General features: G+C 75.9%; 15 protein-coding genes. 5 read left to right on the top strand and 10 right to left on the bottom strand.

The window, feature by feature from the left end; translation table 11 throughout:
- Positions 1–10: 10 nt before the first annotated feature.
- Positions 11–637 carry a TetR/AcrR family transcriptional regulator gene (locus tag ACMT9T_RS04075; RefSeq protein ID WP_414744358.1) on the bottom strand — a complete coding sequence of 209 codons (627 nt, stop codon included), beginning with the start codon at positions 635–637 and terminating at the stop codon, positions 11–13.
- 77 nt (positions 638–714) lie between these two features.
- Here ACMT9T_RS04075 and ACMT9T_RS04070 point away from each other — a divergent pair, with 77 nt between their 5' ends.
- A complete protein-coding gene (locus tag ACMT9T_RS04070; RefSeq protein WP_414744357.1) occupies positions 715–2031 on the top strand; it encodes a carboxylesterase family protein in 1317 nt (438 codons plus the stop codon).
- Between the two features lie 22 nt (positions 2032–2053).
- Here ACMT9T_RS04070 and ACMT9T_RS04065 read toward each other — a convergent pair whose 3' ends face one another.
- Together ACMT9T_RS04065 and ACMT9T_RS04060 are read right to left on the bottom strand one after the other, a co-directional pair.
- Positions 2054–2932: an alpha/beta fold hydrolase gene (locus ACMT9T_RS04065; protein ID WP_414744356.1), complete on the bottom strand. Its 879-nt coding sequence runs from the start codon at positions 2930–2932 to the stop codon at positions 2054–2056.
- Positions 2929–3495 carry a GNAT family N-acetyltransferase gene (locus ACMT9T_RS04060; RefSeq protein WP_414744355.1) on the bottom strand — a complete coding sequence of 189 codons (567 nt, stop codon included), beginning with the start codon at positions 3493–3495 and terminating at the stop codon, positions 2929–2931. The genes ACMT9T_RS04065 and ACMT9T_RS04060 overlap by 4 nt, the downstream gene beginning before the upstream one ends.
- A gap of 219 nt (positions 3496–3714) precedes the next feature.
- Here ACMT9T_RS04060 and ACMT9T_RS04055 point away from each other — a divergent pair, with 219 nt between their 5' ends.
- Complete coding sequence (locus ACMT9T_RS04055) at positions 3715–4344, top strand: hypothetical protein (protein WP_414744354.1); 630 nt, start codon at positions 3715–3717, stop codon at positions 4342–4344.
- A gap of 343 nt (positions 4345–4687) precedes the next feature.
- Here ACMT9T_RS04055 and ACMT9T_RS04050 read toward each other — a convergent pair whose 3' ends face one another.
- Complete coding sequence (locus tag ACMT9T_RS04050; RefSeq protein ID WP_414744353.1) at positions 4688–6448, bottom strand: DEAD/DEAH box helicase; 1761 nt, start codon at positions 6446–6448, stop codon at positions 4688–4690.
- 86 nt (positions 6449–6534) lie between these two features.
- Positions 6535–7383, bottom strand: a complete 849-nt coding sequence (locus ACMT9T_RS04045; RefSeq protein ID WP_414744352.1) for a class I SAM-dependent methyltransferase — start codon at positions 7381–7383, stop codon at positions 6535–6537.
- A 47-nt stretch (positions 7384–7430) separates the two neighbouring features.
- Between ACMT9T_RS04045 and ACMT9T_RS04040 the strand changes: the two genes are divergently transcribed.
- Positions 7431–8051 (top strand): helix-turn-helix domain-containing protein, encoded by a 621-nt coding sequence (locus tag ACMT9T_RS04040; RefSeq protein ID WP_414744351.1) that lies wholly within the window; start codon positions 7431–7433, stop codon positions 8049–8051.
- Here ACMT9T_RS04040 and ACMT9T_RS04035 read toward each other — a convergent pair.
- From ACMT9T_RS04035 to nirB, 5 genes are all read right to left on the bottom strand, one after another.
- Positions 8048–9598, bottom strand: a complete 1551-nt coding sequence (locus ACMT9T_RS04035; protein WP_414744350.1) for a PASTA domain-containing protein — start codon at positions 9596–9598, stop codon at positions 8048–8050. The two genes, ACMT9T_RS04040 and ACMT9T_RS04035, sit on opposite strands and share 4 nt — an antisense overlap.
- A 169-nt stretch (positions 9599–9767) precedes the next feature.
- Entirely contained in the window at positions 9768–9980 is a 213-nt protein-coding gene (locus tag ACMT9T_RS04030; protein WP_414744349.1) for a hypothetical protein, read from the bottom strand.
- A 139-nt stretch (positions 9981–10119) separates the two neighbouring features.
- A complete protein-coding gene (locus ACMT9T_RS04025) occupies positions 10120–11352 on the bottom strand; it encodes a uroporphyrinogen-III synthase (protein WP_414744348.1) in 1233 nt (410 codons plus the stop codon).
- On the bottom strand, positions 11349–12413 hold the full coding sequence (gene cobA, locus ACMT9T_RS04020) for a uroporphyrinogen-III C-methyltransferase (protein WP_414744347.1): 1065 nt from the start codon (positions 12411–12413) through the stop codon (positions 11349–11351). The genes ACMT9T_RS04025 and cobA overlap by 4 nt, the downstream gene beginning before the upstream one ends.
- Before the next feature lie 3 nt (positions 12414–12416).
- Positions 12417–15071, bottom strand: coding sequence for a nitrite reductase large subunit NirB (gene nirB, locus ACMT9T_RS04015; RefSeq protein ID WP_414744346.1), 2655 nt, complete (start codon positions 15069–15071; stop codon positions 12417–12419).
- Between the two features lie 251 nt (positions 15072–15322).
- Between nirB and nirD the strand changes: the two genes are divergently transcribed.
- Together nirD and ACMT9T_RS04005 are read left to right on the top strand one after the other, a co-directional pair.
- The gene (gene nirD / locus ACMT9T_RS04010; RefSeq protein WP_414744345.1) at positions 15323–16399 is read left to right on the top strand and encodes a nitrite reductase small subunit NirD; all 1077 of its coding nucleotides are present in this window, start codon (positions 15323–15325) and stop codon (positions 16397–16399) included.
- A gap of 117 nt (positions 16400–16516) precedes the next feature.
- Complete coding sequence (locus ACMT9T_RS04005) at positions 16517–18013, top strand: MFS transporter (protein WP_414744344.1); 1497 nt, start codon at positions 16517–16519, stop codon at positions 18011–18013.
- Positions 18014–18031: the final 18 nt, after the last annotated feature.

Below are 18031 nucleotides of genomic sequence, written 5' to 3'. Positions count from 1 at the left end.
TCCCCGCGGGCTAGGCGTCCACGCGCGCCGGGCGGTCCGCGCGGCGCGCGACGAGCGCGTCCACGTGCCGCTCGAGCACGCCGAGCGCGCGGGCGCTCCGGGCGGGATCCGGCTCGTCGACGAGCAGCTGCAGGGCGAGGCCCGCGAGCAGCGCCTGGAGGTGGTCGGCCTCGGCCTCGGGATCCGCGTCGGGCCGCAGCAGGCCCGCCGCCCGCAGCTGCGCGAGCTGCTCGAGGCAGGTCTCGCGCGCCGCGGCGTGGGCGGCGGCGCGCACCTCGCGGAGACGCGGGTGCGAGGCCGCGTCGGCGAGGAGCGCTGCCGTGACCTCGGCCTCGGCCCGTCGCGCGTCGTCGAGGGGGAGGTGCTCGGCGAGGATCCGCACCGCGCGACGCCGCGCGTCCGGATCCGTGCGCCGGCTCCGGATGCGGCTCGCGATGCGCGTCGCGACGAGCGCGGTCGCGTGCGCCACCAGGTCGATCCGGCTGGGGAAGCTGTGGCGCAGCGACCCGGTGCTGAGGCCGGCCTCAGCCGCGACCGTGCGGACGGAGACGCCGCTCGCGCCGTCGCGGCGGATGACCCGCCACACCGCCTCGGCGAGCTCGTCCTCGCGGCGGGCGTGGTCGATCAGGCGGGGCATGGCGTCACGGTAGCACCGGGTTCCGGCTCCTCCGCGGGCGTCCCGGAGAACGCCCGCGGAACGGTAGCGTCGATCGGATGAGCGCCTTCTCGCCGCCCTGCGGCCCGGTCGTCGGCTGGGCGGACGGCGACGTCGTCCGCGCGACCGGCATCCCCTACGCCACCGCCGCCCGCTTCGCGCCGCCCGTCGCGCACCCCGACTGGACGGCGCCCCGCGACGCGCTCGACTGGGCGCCCGCCTGCCCGCAGCCGCCCATGGAGGAGCTCGACGAGGTGCTCGGCTCGTTCGCCGGGCTGGCCGTCGACGAGGACTGCCTGCGCGTCTCGGTGACGATGCCGCGCGACGTGCGGCCGGACGACGCGCTGCCGGTCATGGTCTGGATCCACGGCGGCTCCTACGTCTCGGGCGCGGGTGACGTGCCGATCATGGATCCGGCGCCGCTCGTCGCGGAGCAGCGCGTGGTGGTCGTCACGGTCACCTACCGGCTGGGGCTCCTCGGCTACCTCGGCGACGGCCGCGACCGGCCTGCCAACCTCGGCCTCCTCGACCAGCTGGAGGCGTTCCGCTGGGTGGCCCGCAACATCCGGGCGTTCGGCGGCGACCCCGAGCGCGTCACCGCGTTCGGGCAGTCCGCGGGCGGCGACGCGGTCGCGCACCTCATGGCCGTGCCGGAGGCGGCCGGCCTGTTCCGGCGCGCGATCGTGCAGAGCGCGCCGCTCGGCATCTCCCGCGGGCGACGGCGGATGAACGCCGCCATGGCCCGCGCCGCGCGCGGCCTCACCGCGGACATGCCCGTGGAGGACGTGGTCGCGCGGCAGGCCGCCGTGGAGCGCGTCGCGGCGCCGCACGGGCTCATCGGGGCGATGCCGTTCGGCACGCAGTACGGGCACGCGCCGCTGCCGCGCGAGTCCGGGATCGCCGAGGCGTGGGACCGCGCGGCGCCCGGCGTCGACGTCCTCATCGGCCACACGGCGGAGGAGGCGCGGCTGTTCCTGCCGGGGATCCCGTGGCTCGCGCGCCTCACCCGCCTGCCCGTCGTGGGCTCGCTCGTGCGGCGGGCTTCCGTCGCCGCGGTCACCGGCATCATCTACGGCGTCCCCGGCCGCCGCTTCGCCCGTCGCCACGCGCGCGCGGGCGGCACCGCGCACCGCTACGTCATCCGCTGGTCGGCGCCCGGCAGCCCGTTCGGCGCCGCTCACACCGTGGACCTGCCGCTCCTCTTCGGCGACGAGGAGGCGTGGCACGGCGCCGGGCTCCTCGCGGGCGCCGACTGGGAGGGGATCCAGCGCGACGCGCGCCGCGTGCGGCAGGTGTGGGGCGACTTCGCGCGCGGGCGGATCCCGACGCGGCAGCTGATCCCGGGGGTCCTGGAGCTGCGTCGGGTCCGGGACTGACGGCGTCCCGCCGCGTCCGACCTCAGAACAGCCGCGTGATCGCGGCGGCGACCACGTCGGGATCCGCGACCGGCACCATGTGCTCGGACCGCGGGGCGGGGATCCACACGCCCTGCTGCGCCGCCGCCGCGGAGGCCCGGTGCGCGCGCACGAGGTCGCGCCGCTGGGCGCGCGTGAGCGGGCCCGCGGTCGTGCCGGAGATCACGCGGACGGGGACGCCGGGGAGCGGAGCCGCGGATCCGAGGAGCGCGGCCATCCCGGCCAGGCCCGGGAGGAGATGCCGCTGCTCGGCCGCCGTGGCACGGGCCGCCCGCACCGATCCGGCGGCGTCGGCGGAGGCCGCGAGGAGCGGTCGCGGCAGGCCGGCGAGCGCGACGCGGTGCAGCGGCCGCAGCAGTCCGAGCCGGGCGAGCGGCACCAGCAGCGCGGCCTGCGCGCGGAACGCGATGCGCACGGCGCGTGCCGCGTAGGTGCGGGCCCGCTCGTCGCTCGGATCCACCAGCACGACGCCCGCGGTCGGCAGCCCGCGCGCGATCCGCCGCGCCGCGACCACCCGCACGACGGGCCCGCCCCAGCTGTGCCCGACGAGCACGAGCCGGCGGTGCGGGAACGCGGCGATCACCGCCTCCATGTCGTCGGCGAGCCGGTCGAGGTCGCGGGGTGCGGGATCCGGGTCGCTGCTGCCAAGGCCCGCGCGGTCGTAGGCGACGACGCGGTGGGTGCGGGCGAGGATCCCGTGCACGAGACCCCAGGTGAGGCCGCTGCCGCCGAGGCCCGCCTCGAGGACGACGAGGTCGTCGCCGTCGCCCGCGACCATCGCGCGGAGGCGGCGGCCGTCGGCGGTCGCGACCGCGACGTCGCGGCCGAGGAGGCCCGCGCCCGGAGTGCGCGGATCCGTCACGCGAGCACCGGCCACGGCGCCGGAGTCCGGTCGTCCGTGGCGAGCAGTCCCGCGAGCCAGTCGTCCTCGCGGCCCGCGCGGCCCATGGCGCCGAGGCGGGCCACCCCCTCGAAGCGGAACCCGAGGGCGCGGGCGACGGCGGCCGATGCGGTGTTCCCCGCGTAGGCGCGCCAGCCGATGCGGACCAGCCCCAGGCCGACGGACGCGTCAAACCCGTGGTCGACGACCGCCGCCGCGGCCTCGCGCATGATCCCGCGGCCGCGGGCCTCCGGCGCCAGCCAGTACCCGATCTCGGCCGCGCCGTCCGCGACGGCGTGCAACCCCACGGTGCCGACGAAGGCGTCGCCCTCGTGGATCGCCCACGTGAGGCGCTCGCCGCTCGCCCAGCCGTCGGGGCAGAAGGAGCCCACGTAGGAGACGGCGTCCGCGCGCGTGTACGGAACGGGGACCGGCACGTAGCGCTGGATCGCCGGATCCTGGCACGCGGCGGCGATCGCGTCGATGTCGTCGAGCGCGGGCGGACGGAGGGCGAGGCGCGCGGTGCGGAGGGTCACGGTTTCCATCGGGCCACGCTATCGGAGGGCTGACGTTCGAATTCCTCGCGCGAGGGGCATTTGTGCAGGCCGTCTGGTCACGCGGATACCACATGATGAGGTGGCGCAACGAATGTGCCGGAGCCTTGACAAGGGCTCATGCGGGGAGGAAGGTCTGCCGCATCATCCACTTCTACGGGTATATTTACCCAGGAGAAGAGTTTACTCATGAAGGTAAATAGGCGGCTCATGGCAATGGCCGCCTCGCTCGCCGTCGTAGCGGGCACATTCGTCGCGAGTCCGGCCATGGCCGCCTCGCACCCCGTTGCGGAACGTCACTACGGACCGCGTCTCTCCACATACGAGATCGCCGCGGGCAACGTAGCCATGGAGAAGCTCCGCGATCTCCAGGACACCATCACTTCAACGCGCGGAGCGGTGCACTTCGACGCCGGCGTGGCGCTCGAGCGTGGCGCGCTCCCCTCCACTGTCCGCGAGGTGGCGGTCGGTATCGTCGCGGGCGGTGGCACGGTGTCGGGCATCTCTGTGAGCGAATCCGAGGTCGGCGCTGTCGCGCGCGTCGTACTCGATTCGAATTGCGCGGGCGACACCGATTACTCCACCCAGTGGTTCGGGCATCAGCTCAAATTGAACTCCTGCGACACCAATCGCCTGATCGGGGCGCTGGCTGCGGGTGCAGGCATCGCGACCATCGCCGCGATCATCACCTCAGAAACAGGTGTCGGAGGCATCGCGGGCGCTCTGATAGCCGGAGTCCTGGCCATCGGAGGTGGGGCGATCGCCTACTGTGCCGCAGACGGAAACGGGGTGATCCTCGATCAAGGGTGGAATGGTGTGCCGTGGTGCGCAGGTCAGTGAATACGTCGCATGAATGCATTTGCGCGTCGATTCTCAGACGTCCCCGCGATGTCGGGAGCGTGGTCTGAGTGACGGCCCGTCACCGACTCCTCTTCGTCGTGACACTCGTCCTCACCTCCGGCCTGGTGATAGCCGGTCTGATCGTGTTCGCGACCTCCGGCCTCGACGATGTCCGTGGCTGGAGTCTCTGCATCGCGGCTACGGCCATCGGGATGGCCTACGTCCTCGGGAGACGGGTTCGCGGGCGGCCTCGCCGCTGAGAGCGCGCCGCCGCGGGGCTTGCGTGCGGCACGACGGCCCGTCGCCTCCGAGGAGGGGACGGGCCGTCAGGGCGATCAGCGGATCAGTCGCGCGGCTTCCGCCCGCGACGCTCCGGGGCCGCACCGCGCTCGGCGGCACGCGGACCGCCGCGGTCGGGGCGGATGTCGATCGGCCGGCCGTTGATCTGCGTGCCCGACAGGCGGTCGAGCTTGTCCTGCGCGAGGCCCGCCGGCAGCTCGACGAGCGAGAAGTCGGGGCGGATGTCGATGTGGCCGAAGTCCTCGCGGCTGAAGCCGCCCTCGTTGGCGAGCGCGCCCACGATCTGGCGGGGCTCCACGCGGTGGCGGCGGCCGACGTCGATGCGGTACGTCGCCATGTTGCCGCTGCCGCGCGCCGGACGGGCGCGACGCTCGCCGCGGTCGTCGCCGTCGCGCGACGGGCGGTCGTCCCGGCGCTCGCGCTCCACGCGCGGCGGGCGGAGGTCGTCGGCCGACAGCAGGAGCGGGGTGTCGCCCTGCGCCACGATGGCGAGCGCGGCGGCCACGTCGGACTCGACCACGTCGTGGTGCTCGACGTAGTGGCCCACGATGTCGCGGAACGCGTCGAGCCGCTCGCGGTCCTGGAGCGCGGCCGTGATCGCGTCGTCGAAGCGCGTGAGGCGCGTGACGTTCACGTCCTCCGCGCTCGGCATGCGCATCTCGGTGAGCGGCTGGCGCGTGGCCTTCTCGATGGCGGTGAGGAGGCGGCGCTCGCGCGGCGTGACGAAGCTGATCGCCGCGCCGCTGCGTCCGGCGCGGCCCGTGCGGCCGATGCGGTGGACGTACGACTCGGTGTCGATGGGGATGTCGTAGTTGACGACGTGGCTGATCCGGTCGACGTCGAGGCCGCGGGCCGCGACGTCGGTGGCCACGAGGATGTCGAGCTTGCCCGACTTCAGCTGGTCGACCGTGCGCTCGCGCTGCGCCTGCGCGACGTCTCCCGAGATGGCGGCCGCCGCGTACCCGCGGGCCCGCAGCTTCTCGGCGAGCGTCTCGGTCTCGTTCTTGGTGCGGACGAACACGATCATGCCCTCGAAGTTCTCGACCTCGAGGATCCGCGTGAGGGCGTCGACCTTCTGCGGGTAGGAGACCATGAGGTACCGCTGCGTGGTGTTCGCCGAGGTCGTGGTCTTCGCCTTGACCGTGATCTCCTCGGGGTCCTGCAGGTACTTGCCCGAGATGCGGCGGATCTGCGCCGGCATCGTCGCCGAGAACAGCGCGATCTGCTTCGACTTCGGGGTGTCCGCGAGGATCGTCTCCACGTCCTCCGCGAAGCCCATCTTGAGCATCTCGTCGGCCTCGTCGAGCACGAGGAACTTCAGCTCCGACAGGTCGAGGGTGCCCTTGTCGAGGTGGTCCATGATCCGGCCGGGGGTGCCGACGACCACGTGCACGCCGCGGCGGAGCGCCGACAGCTGCACGCCGTAGCCCTGGCCGCCGTAGACGGGGAGCACGTGCACGCCGCGCATGCCGGACGCGTAGCGCTCGAACGCCTCGCACACCTGGAGCGCGAGCTCGCGGGTGGGCGCGAGCACGAGGGCCTGCGGGGTCTTCTGCGAGACGTCGAGGTTGCTGAGGATGGGCAGCGCGAACGCGGCCGTCTTGCCGGTGCCGGTCTGGGCGACGCCGAGGACGTCGCGGCCGGAGAGGAGGGAGGGGATCGTGGCGGCCTGGATCGCGGAGGGCGTCTCGTAGCCCACGTCCTTGAGGGCCTTGAGGACCTGGTCGGAGAGACCGAGGTCGCTGAAGGTCGTGCGGGGGGCGGCGTCCGCGTCGGGGGTGGATGCGGTGTCGTCAGTGCTCATCCCCCAACGGTAGGGGGTCGGGGGCGCCTGGCGCCCCACGCCGGGCGGGATCCGGGAGATGGGGACGCGGATCCGCCGCCGCCGGGTCAGCGCGGCCGGCGGCCGACGTAGGCCGTGCGCGTGCCGCGGAGGCGGAGGTCGGGGATGCGCGCGAGCGCGTGCGGGCCGTCGTCGTCGAGGAGCGCGTCGAGGGCGGCGCGGTCGTCGGTCGCGAGCCGGTCGGCGGAGCGGTCGCGGACGCGGGCCAGCCACGCGCGGGCGTAGGGGAGCGTCGCGGCCGCGGCGACGGGATCCGCCGGGTCGGGGTCGATCGGGAACGCGCGCGTCTCGACCTCCACCAGGCCGGCGTCCCGCAGCCACGGCGCCCAGTCCGGGTGCGAGGGGCCGCCCGTGCCGCCGTGCGTGACGGCGTCGTCGAGGCGGTCGGCGAGGCCCGGGCGGCCGAGCGCGGGGTCGAGCTCGTCGGGCAGGAAGCGCGGCGGGCCGTCCATCTCGACGACCGCCAGGATCCCGCCCGGCGCGAGGCCGTCGCGGACACAGGCGAGGAGGCGCGCGGGATCGGCGACCTCGTGCAGCATCAGCGACGCCCATACGACGTCGGCGGGCGGCAGCGCGGGCCAGTCGGCGTCGAGGTCGGCGCGCACCGGTCGGATCCGGTCGGCGAGGCCGTCGACGACCGCGCGCTCGGCGACGCGCGCCAGCATCGCGTCGCTCGCGTCGACGGCGTGCACGTCGGCCCGGCCGAACCGCCGCGCGAGCGCGACCGTGCCGGTGCCGGTCCCCGCGCCGAGGTCGACGACGACGCGACCGGCGGTGTCACGGGCGAGGCGGCGGATCCACGCGGTCACCTCCGCGAGGTGCCGGTGCAGGATCCGGGCGTCGAGGTCGAGCATGGTCGCGAGGGACGGGTCGGCGGCGCCGTGGTGGTGGGGCATGCCCCCATGCTCGCGCGGTCGTGCTCGGGGCGCATACGATCTTGCCCATGACGCAAGACACGGATCTCGACGCCCTCGTCCGCCAGCGCATCCGCGGCCTCCGCGAGGCCCGCGGCTGGTCGCTCGACGCGCTCGCCGCCCGCTGCTACCTCAGCCCGTCCACGCTCAGTCGCATCGAGACCGGGCACCGCCGGATCGCGCTCGACCAGCTGGTGCCCATCGCGCAGGCGCTCGAGACGTCGCTCGACGCGCTCATCGAGTCGGGCGACGACGCCGACGTCGTGATCCGCCCGCAGGTGGACGAGCAGGCCGGGCGCACCACGTGGGTGCTGTCGCGCGGCGACGGCTCGTCGGGCGTGTTCGTGGCGAAGATGCGCATGACGCCGACGCGCCCCTACCCGGTCGAGCAGCTGGGCGTGCACCCGGGCCGTGACTGGTTCACGGTGCTCTCGGGGACGGCGCGGCTGCAGCTGGGGGAGCGCGTCATCCTCGTGGAGGCGGGCGACGCCGCCGAGTTCTCGACGATGGTGCCGCACGCCATCAGCGCCCACCGGGGTGTCACGGAGGTGCTCACGATCCTCGACCGCGACGGGCAGCGGGCGCACCTGCGGACGCCCGGGGCGGGCCCCGCGGCCGGCCACGCCGACCGGGCGCCCGCGGAGGGCTAGCCCTCGACCGGCGGGATCTCCGGGACGGGCTCGCCGCCCGCACCCGGGTCGACGGGCGTCGTCGGCTCGGGAGGCGTGGTCGGCGCCGGCGGCTCGACGGGCGGGTCGGGCGTGGGCTCCGGGTCGACGGGCGGGTCCGTCGTCGGGTCGGGGTCGGGGACGGGATCCGTCGGCGGCTGCGTCGGCGGGGTCGTGGGCTCGGCCGGCCCGGGGTCGGACGGGCCGGGATCGCCGGATCCGCCGCCGGGCTGCTCGCCGCCGGTGCCCCCGCCGGTCCCGGGGGCCGGGGCCGGGTTCGGGTTCGGGTTCGACGGCAGCCCCGGACCCTGCGTCCCCGGCCGCGTGCCGGGACGCGTCGGGATGTTCGGGGCCTTCGGCACGACGGGGAGCGCGATCCGGTCGGGAGCGGGGACGGCGAGCGTGAGGGTCACGACCGTGCCGGGCGCGACGCGCGTGCCGGCGGCGGGATCCTGGCTCGCGACGATGCCGGCGTCCTGGCGGACGAACGCCCCGCCGCCCGCGCCGGCGAACGCGATGCCGAAGCCCGAGGCGGCGAGCGTGTCGCCCGCGTCGGCGCCGGTCATGCGGGTCACGTCGACCATCTCGACCAGGCCGTCGGCGGAGACGGGGAGCGGGTTCGCGGGATCCGTCGCGACGGGCACGGGACGGGCGTCGGAGATCTCGATGGCGTCCGGGTCGGCGACGACGTCGCCGGGCGTCCGGACCGTCGAGGCGACCGCGCCGCTCGCGATGAGGACGAGCGCGAGGCCGGCCGCGATGCCGCCGGCGGGGCGGCTGCGCACCCCGGGGATCCACGCGGATCCGCGGCGCACGAGCGGGACGAGACCCGCGACGAGCGCGACGACGCCCAGCGCGATGAGGAGGCCGGGGATCCCGGCGATGATCGCCGCGGCGACGACGAGCACGGCGGCGACCGCGAGCGCCGCCCAGGGCCAGGTGCTGCGGCCGCGGAGGGCGGGCGCGGTGCCGGCGCTGCGCGGCGTCGGGGCGGACGCGGCGGCGGTCGCGGGGCGTGGCGGCGCCGGGACGGCGGAGCGCGGCGCGAAGGACCCGGCGACCGACGCGGTGGACGCGGCCGGTGCGGGGGCGTCGAGCGGGGCGCCCGCGGGCGGGGCGGCGGGGGACCCCGCGGGCGGGGAGACGGGCGCACCGGTGGGCGGGGCGAGCGGATAGCCGGCGGGCGGGGCGACGGGCGATCCCGTCGGCGGGGCGAGCGGCGGGCCGACGGGCGGCGCGTCCACGGAGGCCTCGACGGCGGAGCCGGCGGGCCCGGCGGGCGTCAGGGGAGCGGCGGCGGCAGCGGCAGCTCCGGGCGCGTAGTCCGCGGGCAGCGCCGACTCCGTGATGAGCCCCGGCTCGGGCGTCGACGACGCGCGGCCCGGGAACACCCGGCGGCCGGACACGAGGGCGGTCCAGCGGGATCCGTCCCAGAAGCGCTGGTCGCCCGCGCCGTCGCCGAACCAGCCGGGCTCGTCGGACGCGGGGGTCACCGACGTCGGGGAGGCGGGCGGCGGGGTCGACGACATGATGCTCCTCAGGTGGAGAAAAGTCTCCTCCGCTCACAGTAGGCGGCGGGCCCGCGGCCGGGAAGACGGTTCGCGACGCCCGGGCGGCCCGCGCCACCCCCAATGCGGGGCGCGGCGGATCCCGGTGGGCGGCGCGCCGCGATCGCGGGCACCTGCGGAGCGGCGCGCGTCAGGCGGCGCGCGATCCGGCGGCCGAGCCCGTCGCCGCGGAGAGGAGCGGCGCGAGATCCACCGCGAGGCTGCGCGTGCCGACGTGGCGGAAGCCGTCGCCGCTGCCCGCGAAGGCGACGCAGGTCGGATCCCCCGGGAGCGGGGCCACGACGACGGGGGCGGCCGCGCCGGGAGCGATGACGGCGGCGGTGGGGGTGACGAAGACGGGCACGGGATCCTCCTGATCTCACCGCACGGGCGGGCGGTGACATCAGGCTCGCGGACCCCGATCCGGCGCGCGTCCTCCTCGCGGCCCCCGGCCCTCCTCCCGCGGCACGAGATCCTCGGGGGCCGGGAGGACCAGCCGCGCGTCAGGCGGTGGTGAGCCGGTACCCGCGCTTGATGACGGTCTGGATGATGCCGCCGTCGGGCAGCGACCGCCGCAGCCGGGAGATCGCGACGTCGACCGCGTGGTCGTCGAGCACCTCCGGCGTCGCGCGGGCGAGCACGCGGCGGGGCACCGTGGCGCCCTCGGCGGCGACGAGCGCGCGGAACAGCGCGAGCGGGACGGGGCTCAGGGCGACGCGCTCGCCGTCGACGACGACCAGGCGCCCGCGGAGCTCGATGGCGCCGTGGCGGGTCTCGACGCGCGCGACGCCCGACTCCTCCAGGTGCGCGCACACGAGCCGGATGAGCGCGCCCATGCGGAAGCGGTCGGGCGTGATGGGCAGGATCCCCGCCTCCACGAGCGGCGCCGCCGTCACGGGGCCCACGGCTGCCGCGACCACCATCGTCCGCAGCGCCTCCTGGAGGTCCTCGAGCCGGCCGGCCGCGTCCGCCGTGGTGAACAGGGCCTCGACGGCGGGCGCGCTCGTGAAGGTGACCGCGTCGATCCCGCCCGTGCACACCGCCTCGACGAGCCGCAGCACGCGCGCGGAGTCCTCGTGCACCGTCCAGCGGTACGGCGCGACCGTGAGCACGCGGGCGCCGGCGGCCTCCAGGCGCGCGAGCTGCACCGGATCCGTGAAGCCGTGCAGCTGCACCGCCACCGTGACCCCGTCGACGTCTCCGCGCAGCACCAGGTCGACGAGCGACGTGGTGGTCTCGCGCTCGCTCATGCCGTGGTCGTCGAGGGAGGCCGCGCGGATGGCGCCGCGCGCCTTGGGGCCGCGGACGAGGATCCGCGCCTCGGCCAGCACCTCGGTGAGCTCGTCGCCGACGCCCGCGGCGTCGGCGGCCTCGAACCAGCGGCGGATGCCGTAGGACGTCGTGGCGAGCAGGATCCCAGGCCGCTCGCGGATGATCGCGCGCGTCTCGGCCTCGAGCGCGGAGTCGTCGCTGACGCCGGTCATGCGGATGGTGGGGGCGTGCATCACGTCGGCGCCGCGGCGCTCGAACGCGGCGATGAGGTCCTCGGAGCGCCGGTCGGAGGTGACGGCGATGCGGAAGCCCTCGAGCTGGTCGGGGCGGAAGCCCGGCTCGGCGCCCGGGTCGGCGGCGGCGGGCGATCCGGCGGCGGAGGGGGATCCGGCGTCCGGGGATCCGACGGCAGGAGCGGGCTCGGCGTCGGATCCGGTCATGGCGGCCACTCCCTCGACGGTCACGGCGTCGCCCGTGCCCGGCGCTCATCCTCCCATGGGGCGTGGCCCGCGGCGGCGGCCTCCTCGGCCCAGCCGGGGACCCGCACGACCTCGCCCACGACGATGACGGCGGGCGAGCGCGGGGCGACCGTGCCGAGGATCCCGGCGACGCCCGCGACCGTGGTGACCGTGGTGCGCTGGTCGATCGCGTAGCCGCGCTCGACGATCGCGAGCGGCATGTCGGCGCGCATGCCGTGGCGCTGGAGGCCCGCCACGAGGTGCGGCAGCGTGTTGACGCCCATGAGCACGACGAGCGTGCCGCCGAGGCCCACGAGGTGCCCGAGCTCGTCCTCGGAGAAGGGCACGTGGCCGGAGACGACCGTGAAGGCGCGGCTCACCTCGCGGTGGGTGACGGGGATCCCGGCGGCGGCGGGCACCGCGACCGCGCTCGTGACGCCGGGCACGACGGTCACGGGGACGCCCGCCGCGCGGCACGCGATGACCTCCTCGCCGCCGCGCCCGAAGACGAACGGGTCGCCGCCCTTGAGGCGCACGACGCGGAGGCCGCGGGACGCGTGCTCCACGAGCAGCTCCTCGATCCGGCGCTGCGGCACGGCGTGGTGGCCGGGCGTCTTGCCCACGTCGACGAGCTCGGCGCCGGGCGCGAACGCGGCGACGTCGTCGGTCGGGCCGAGGCGGTCGTGCAGCACGACGTCGGCCTCGGCGAGGGCGGCGCGCGCGGCGACGGTCATGAGGCCCGGATCCCCGGGGCCGCCGCCCACCAGGGTCACGTGCCCGAGCGGCGTGGGCGCGGTGCCCTCGCGCACCTGGAACCAGACCCGCTCGGCCCGGCAGGCCTCGGCGACCGCGGCGCGGCGGACGGGGTCGCCCTCCACCCACAGCACGAGGTCGGGCTGCTGCCGGCCGTCGAGCGCGGCGGCGTCGAGCGCGGATCCGGCCGCGTGGTCGGGCACGAGCTCCACCTCGGCGCCGTCCGCGGCGAGCGCGGCGGTGATCCGGCGGGTGGCGGCGGGACCGCCCACCACGACGACGCGGCGGCCCTGGACATCGAGGGGGATCGGCACGGCTCACACCTTCCGGACGGGGATGGACGGTCCCGACAGCATGACGGATCCGTCGCGCTCCTCCGGGAAGGCGGGCCGCCGCTGGCCGCGCTCCTCGACGCGGGCGAGGGACGGGTCGGGCGTGGTCGGCGCGTTGACGAACGAGCGGAAGCGGCGGAGCCGGTCGGGGTCGGCGAGGGTCGCCGCCCACTCGTCCTCGTAGCCGTCGATCTGCAGCGCCATCGCGGCCTCGAGCTCCGCCGCGATGCCGAGCGCGTCCTCCACGACCACCCGGTGCACGTGCTCCAGCCCGCCCTCCAGCTCCTCCTGCCAGCGCGCCGTGCGCTGCAGCCGCTCGGCCGTGCGCACGTAGTACATGAGGTAGCGGTCGATGTAGCGGATGAGCGTCTCGTCGTCGAGGTCCTTGGCGAGCAGCTGCGCGTGCGCGGGCGTGAAGCCGCCGTTGCCGCCGACGTAGAGGTTCCAGCCGGTCTCGGTCGCGATCACGCCGATGTCCTTGGCGCGCGCCTCCGCGCACTCGCGCGCGCAGCCGGAGACGCCCATCTTGAACTTGTGCGGCGAGCGCACGCCCCGGTAGCGCAGCTCCAGGTGCACGGCCATGGCGACGGCGTCCTGCACGCCGTAGCGGCACCACGTGGATCCCACGCACGACTTCACGTTGCGGAGCGCCTTGCCGTACGCCTGCCCGGACTCGAAGCCGGCGTCGACGAGGATCCGCCAGATCTCCGGCAGCTGCTCGAGCCGGGCGCCGAACATGTCGATGCGCTGGCCGCCCGTGATCTTCGTGTAGAGGTCGTACCGCTCGGCCACCTCCGCGATGACCTTGAGCTTCGCGGGCGTGATCTCGCCGCCGGGGATGCGCGGGACGACCGAGTACGTGCCGTCCTTCTGCATGTTCGCGAGCGCGCGGTCGTTGGTGTCCTGCAGCGGGCCCTGGCCGGCGTCGAGGATGTAGCCCTTGGTCTGCGTGGCGAGCACGGACGCGACCACGGGCTTGCAGACGTCGCAGCCGAGCCCGGAGCCCAGGCGCTCGAAGACCTGCGCGGCGGAGGTGAGGCCGAGGATCCGCACGGTCTCGAACAGCTCGCTGCGGCTGACGGCGAAGTGCTCGCAGAGGGCGCGCGACACCTCGACGCCGGCGGCCTCGAGCTCGGTGTCGAGGATCTTCTTCACGAGCGGCACGCACGACCCGCACTGGGTGCCGGCGCGGCTGCACGCCTTGAGCCCGGCGAGGTCGGTGCAGCCGGGGGCGCCGTCGGATCCGCGGACCGCGTGGCGCACGTCGCCCGCGCTCACGTCGTTGCAGGAGCAGACCTGCACGTCGTCGGGGAGGTCGGTCGCGGCGGGGGGCTCGACGCCCGCGGCCGAGAGGTAGGCGCCGGGCTCGGATGCGAGCTCGCGGCCGAGCATCGGGCGGAGCGCGCTGTACGGCGCCGCGTCGCCCACGAAGACGCCGCCGAGCAGGGTCCTCGCGTCGTCGCTCATCACGATCTTCTGGTACAGGCCGCGGGCGGGATCCGCGTAGACGACCTCGAGCGCGCCCTCCGAGCGGCCCATCGCGTCGCCGAAGGACGCGACCTCCACGCCCGCGAGCTTGAGCTTGGTCGCGTCGTCGATGCCGGGGAAGACCGCCTCGCCGCCCGTGATCCGGTCGGCGACGGTCTCCGCCATGGCGTTCGCGGGCGCGACGAGGCCGACGCACACGCCGTCGACCGCGGCGACCTCGCCGATCGCCCACACGTGCGGGGCCGAGGTGCGGCACGCCTCGTCGATCGCGACGCCGCCGCGCGGGCCGAGCGCGATGCCGGCGGCGCGCGCGAGCTCGTCGCGCGGCGTGATCCCGATGGAGAACACCACGATGTCGGCCGGCACCGAGCGCCCGTCGGGGAGCGCGACGCCCGTCACGCGACCCGTCGGCGTCGTGATGATCCCCGTGGGCCGGGCCCCGAGGTGCAGGTCGATGCCCTGCCCGTGGATGATGCGGCCGAGCGCCTGCCCCGCCCCCTCGTCGAGCTGGGACGACATGAGCCAGCGCCCCGAGTGCACGACCGCCGAGCGGGCGCCGAGCGCGTGCACGCCGCCCGCGGCCTCGAGCCCGAGGAGGCCGCCGCCGACCGTGACGACGTTCGCGGGCCGCCCGTTCCGCTCGCGGAAGCGCTCGATCTCGGCCACGAGGTCGGCGACGTCCGCGAGCGTCCGGTAGACGCGCCCCGAGGCGGCGCCCTCGATGGGCGGGACGGTCGCCCGGGATCCCGTCGCGAGCACGAGCTCGTCGTAGGGGAGGACCGCGCCGTCGTCGAGGTCCACCGTGCGGGCGACCGGGTCGATGCGGGTCGCGAGGCGGCCGGGCCGGCAGTCGAGCGCGACGTGGTCCCAGAACGCGGCCTCGCCGAGGGTCAGGTCGACCTCGCCGGCGAGGCGCTTCGAGAGCTGCACGCGGTCGTAGGGGAGGTGCGGCTCGTCGCCGACCACGGTGATGTGGAGGTCGGGCGTCGACGCGTCCGCCCGGGACGCGAGCGACTCGGCGAGCCGGTGGGCCGCGGGACCGCCGCCCACGACGACGACGCGGCGGACCCCGTCGGCGCCCGTGGTCGGGGACGCGGGCGCGCCCGTCGGGACGACGTGCGGGTCGGGCGGCGTGGCAGCTGGTGCGCTCATGACGGACCTCCTCCTCGGGTGTCCTCCCACGCTAGGGAGGGCCCGTTTCGGGGCCGTTGCCCCCGTGTCACGCCGTGTGACGGGCGCCTCACGCCGATCCCGGACGACCGAGAGGTCTTCGTTACGCCGCCGTCACGGCGACGGTCGGAGACCGAAACACCGCGTCCCTAGCGTGGCCGACACGAGCCGCCCGGATCCGTGACCGGGCCGCATCCCACCGCACCACCGAGCACCGACCGCGAGGAGACCGCATGACCATGACGGAGGTCGCCGCGTCCGAGGCCGGCACGACGTCGACGGGCCCCTGGCTCGCCGTCTGCCGGCTCGACCAGCTGGAGCCGCTCTGGGGCGAGGCCGCGCTCGTCGGCGGCGAGCAGGTGGCGCTCCTCCGCCTGCCGGACGGGAGCGTGCGGGCCGTCGACCACGCGGATCCCGCGACCGGGGCCTTCGTGATGGCGCGCGGCATCGTCGGGTCCCGCGGCGGCCGCACCACCATCGCCTCGCCGCTGCACAAGGACGTCTTCGACCTCGACACGGGGGAGTGCCTGACGAAGCCGGAGCTGCGGCTGCCCGTGTGGCGCAGCCGCGTGCGCGACGGCGTGGTGGAGGTGGCCCGCTCGGCGGCGCTCGTCGCGGCGTCGCACGGCACCTCGGATCCGGCCGGCCGCCGCGCGGTGACCGCGCTCGTGCAGGCCGTGCGGGAGGCCCGGCCCGACCTCCGCGTCGTGGACGCGCACGTCGACGTGCAGCAGCCCGACGTGCCCGCGGCCATGGACCTGCTCGACGACGCGTCCCGCGCGGTCGTCGTGGTGCCGCTCCTCCTCAGCGCCGGGTACCACGTGCACGTCGACCTCGCCGAGGCCGCCGCCGACGCCGCGCCGCGCGAGGTGCGCGTCACGGGGGCGCTCGGGCCGGATCCGCGCCTCGCGACCGTGCTCGCCCGCCGCCTCCGCGAGGCCGGGCTCCGGGACGGCGACCGCGTCGTGCTCGCGGCCGCCGGATCCAGCGACGCGGGCGCCGTCGCCGACTGCCACGTGGTCGGCGGGATGCTCGCGGCCGAGCTCGGGCGGGAGGTCGTCACGTCGTTCATCTCGGCGGCGCGACCGCGCGTGCCCGCGGCCGTCCGCGCCGAGCGGGAGGCCCACCCGGGATCCCGCGTCGTCGTGGCCACCTACCTCCTCGCCCCCGGCTACTTCGCCACCCTCGCCGAGCGCGCCGGAGGGGACGCCACGAGCGCCCCGCTCCTCGTCGACGGCGAGGCGCCGCCCGCCGAGCTCGTCGACATCGTCGTCGAGCTGCACGAGTCGGCGGCCGTGCCCGTGCGCTGACCCGCGCGCGCCCGACCGCGACCCGTCCGCACGCGGGCGCCACCCCGCCGCGCCCGCGGCCCGACCGACCACGACCCGTCCTGCCCGTCCCGCTCGACCACGACCAGGAGACCCGCCATGACCGAACTCCTCCCGCCCGCGACCGAGCGCACCGCGCCCGCTCCCGCGCAGCCCGCCGACCCCGCCGTCGCGCCCGGCGCCGCGGCGCCCGCCGCCCGCACGGTCGACGCGCACGGCGCCTCCGCCCCCGGCCTCACCTTCCGCGACGGCGCCGTGATCGACGGCTGGGACCCGGAGGACGCGCGCCAGTGGGAGGGCGGCGGCTCCCGCATCGCGGCCCGCAACCTGCGCTGGTCGATCCTCGCCGAGTTCCTCGGCTTCGTCGTCTGGCAGCTCTGGTCGATCGTCGTGGTGCAGCTGCCCGCCGCGGGCTTCGACCTCTCCACGGGCGAGGTGTTCTGGCTGATCTCCATGCCGAGCCTCGTCGGCGCGACCCTCCGCTTCCCGTACACGTTCATGGTGCCGCGCTTCGGCGGCCGCAACTGGACGGTCATCTCGGCGCTCCTGCTGCTCATCCCGACGATCGCGCTCGCCGTGTGCGTCGGGAACCCCGAGACCCCGATCGGCGTGCTGCTCCTCGTGGCCGCGCTCGCCGGCTTCGGCGGCGGCAACTTCGCGAGCTCCATGTCGAACATCACCTACTTCTACCCGCAGAGCCGGAAGGGCTGGGCGCTCGGCCTCAACGCCGCGGGCGGCAACCTCGGCGCCTCGGTGGCGCAGCTCGTCGTGCCGCTCGTGATCACGGTGGGCGCCGCGGCCACGCTCGACCTGCCGCTCGCCGGCTGGATCTGGGTGCCGCTCATCCTCGTCGCCGCGTTCGGCGCGTGGCGGCGCATGGACAACCTGTCGCACGCGAAGGCCGACCTCACGGCGTCGCTCGCGGCGCTCAAGGAGCCGCACCTGTGGATCCTCGCGTTCCTCTACGTCGGCACGTTCGGCTCGTTCATCGGCTTCGCGGGCGTCTTCCCGAAGCTCATCTCCGACGAGTTCCCCGAGCTGTCGACCTTCGCGGTGGGCTCGGCGACGCTGTCGCTCGCGTTCCTCGGCTCGCTCCTGGGATCCGTCGCCCGGCCGATCGGAGGCCGCCTCGCCGACCGGCACGGCGGCGCCGCGGTCACCATGGGCGCGTTCGTGGTGATGGGCCTCGCGGTCGTCGCGGTGATCGCGACCCTGCCGATGGGCAGCTTCCCGCTCTTCCTCGCGCTGTTCCTCGTGCTGTTCACGGCGAGCGGCATGGGCAACGGCGCGACCTACCGCATGATCCCCGCGGTCTTCGCGCTCCGCTCCGGCACGGCACGCGCGGGCCGCTCGTCGGGCGACGTGGGCACGCAGCGGAAGACGGCGGCGGCGCTCGGCCTGATCTCCGGCCTCGGCGCGTACGGCGGCTTCATCATCCCGCAGGTGCTCAGCCTCTCGAAGACCGAGACGGGCGGCTACACGACCGGCCTCGGCGGCTTCGTCGTCGCGTACGCGGTGATGCTCGCGGTGACCGGGCTCGTCTACCTGCGGGCGGGCGGGATCCGCCGCGGGACCGCCGCCGGCACGCGCGTCTGATGCCGGTCGTCGCCGAGG

The sequence above is a fragment of the Clavibacter vidaverae genome, assembly GCF_047529985.1.
In the GTDB taxonomy this organism is placed as follows: domain Bacteria; phylum Actinomycetota; class Actinomycetes; order Actinomycetales; family Microbacteriaceae; genus Clavibacter; species Clavibacter nebraskensis_A.
The sequence above is the reverse complement of the archived record's forward strand: the minus strand, read 5'-3'. Positions and strand labels throughout refer to the sequence as shown.

Coding starts and splice junctions, on each gene's coding strand:
- ACMT9T_RS04075 (WP_414744358.1), bottom strand. CDS start 637: ATGCCCCGCCTGATCGACCACGCCCGCCGCGAGGACGAGCTCGCCGAG.
- ACMT9T_RS04070 (WP_414744357.1), top strand. CDS start 715: ATGAGCGCCTTCTCGCCGCCCTGCGGCCCGGTCGTCGGCTGGGCGGAC.
- ACMT9T_RS04060 (WP_414744355.1), bottom strand. CDS start 3,495: ATGGAAACCGTGACCCTCCGCACCGCGCGCCTCGCCCTCCGTCCGCCC.
- ACMT9T_RS04055 (WP_414744354.1), top strand. CDS start 3,715: ATGGCAATGGCCGCCTCGCTCGCCGTCGTAGCGGGCACATTCGTCGCG.
- ACMT9T_RS04050 (WP_414744353.1), bottom strand. CDS start 6,448: ATGAGCACTGACGACACCGCATCCACCCCCGACGCGGACGCCGCCCCC.
- ACMT9T_RS04045 (WP_414744352.1), bottom strand. CDS start 7,383: ATGCCCCACCACCACGGCGCCGCCGACCCGTCCCTCGCGACCATGCTC.
- ACMT9T_RS04040 (WP_414744351.1), top strand. CDS start 7,431: ATGACGCAAGACACGGATCTCGACGCCCTCGTCCGCCAGCGCATCCGC.
- ACMT9T_RS04035 (WP_414744350.1), bottom strand. CDS start 9,598: ATGTCGTCGACCCCGCCGCCCGCCTCCCCGACGTCGGTGACCCCCGCG.
- nirB (WP_414744346.1), bottom strand. CDS start 15,071: ATGAGCGCACCAGCTGCCACGCCGCCCGACCCGCACGTCGTCCCGACG.
- nirD (WP_414744345.1), top strand. CDS start 15,323: ATGACCATGACGGAGGTCGCCGCGTCCGAGGCCGGCACGACGTCGACG.
- ACMT9T_RS04005 (WP_414744344.1), top strand. CDS start 16,517: ATGACCGAACTCCTCCCGCCCGCGACCGAGCGCACCGCGCCCGCTCCC.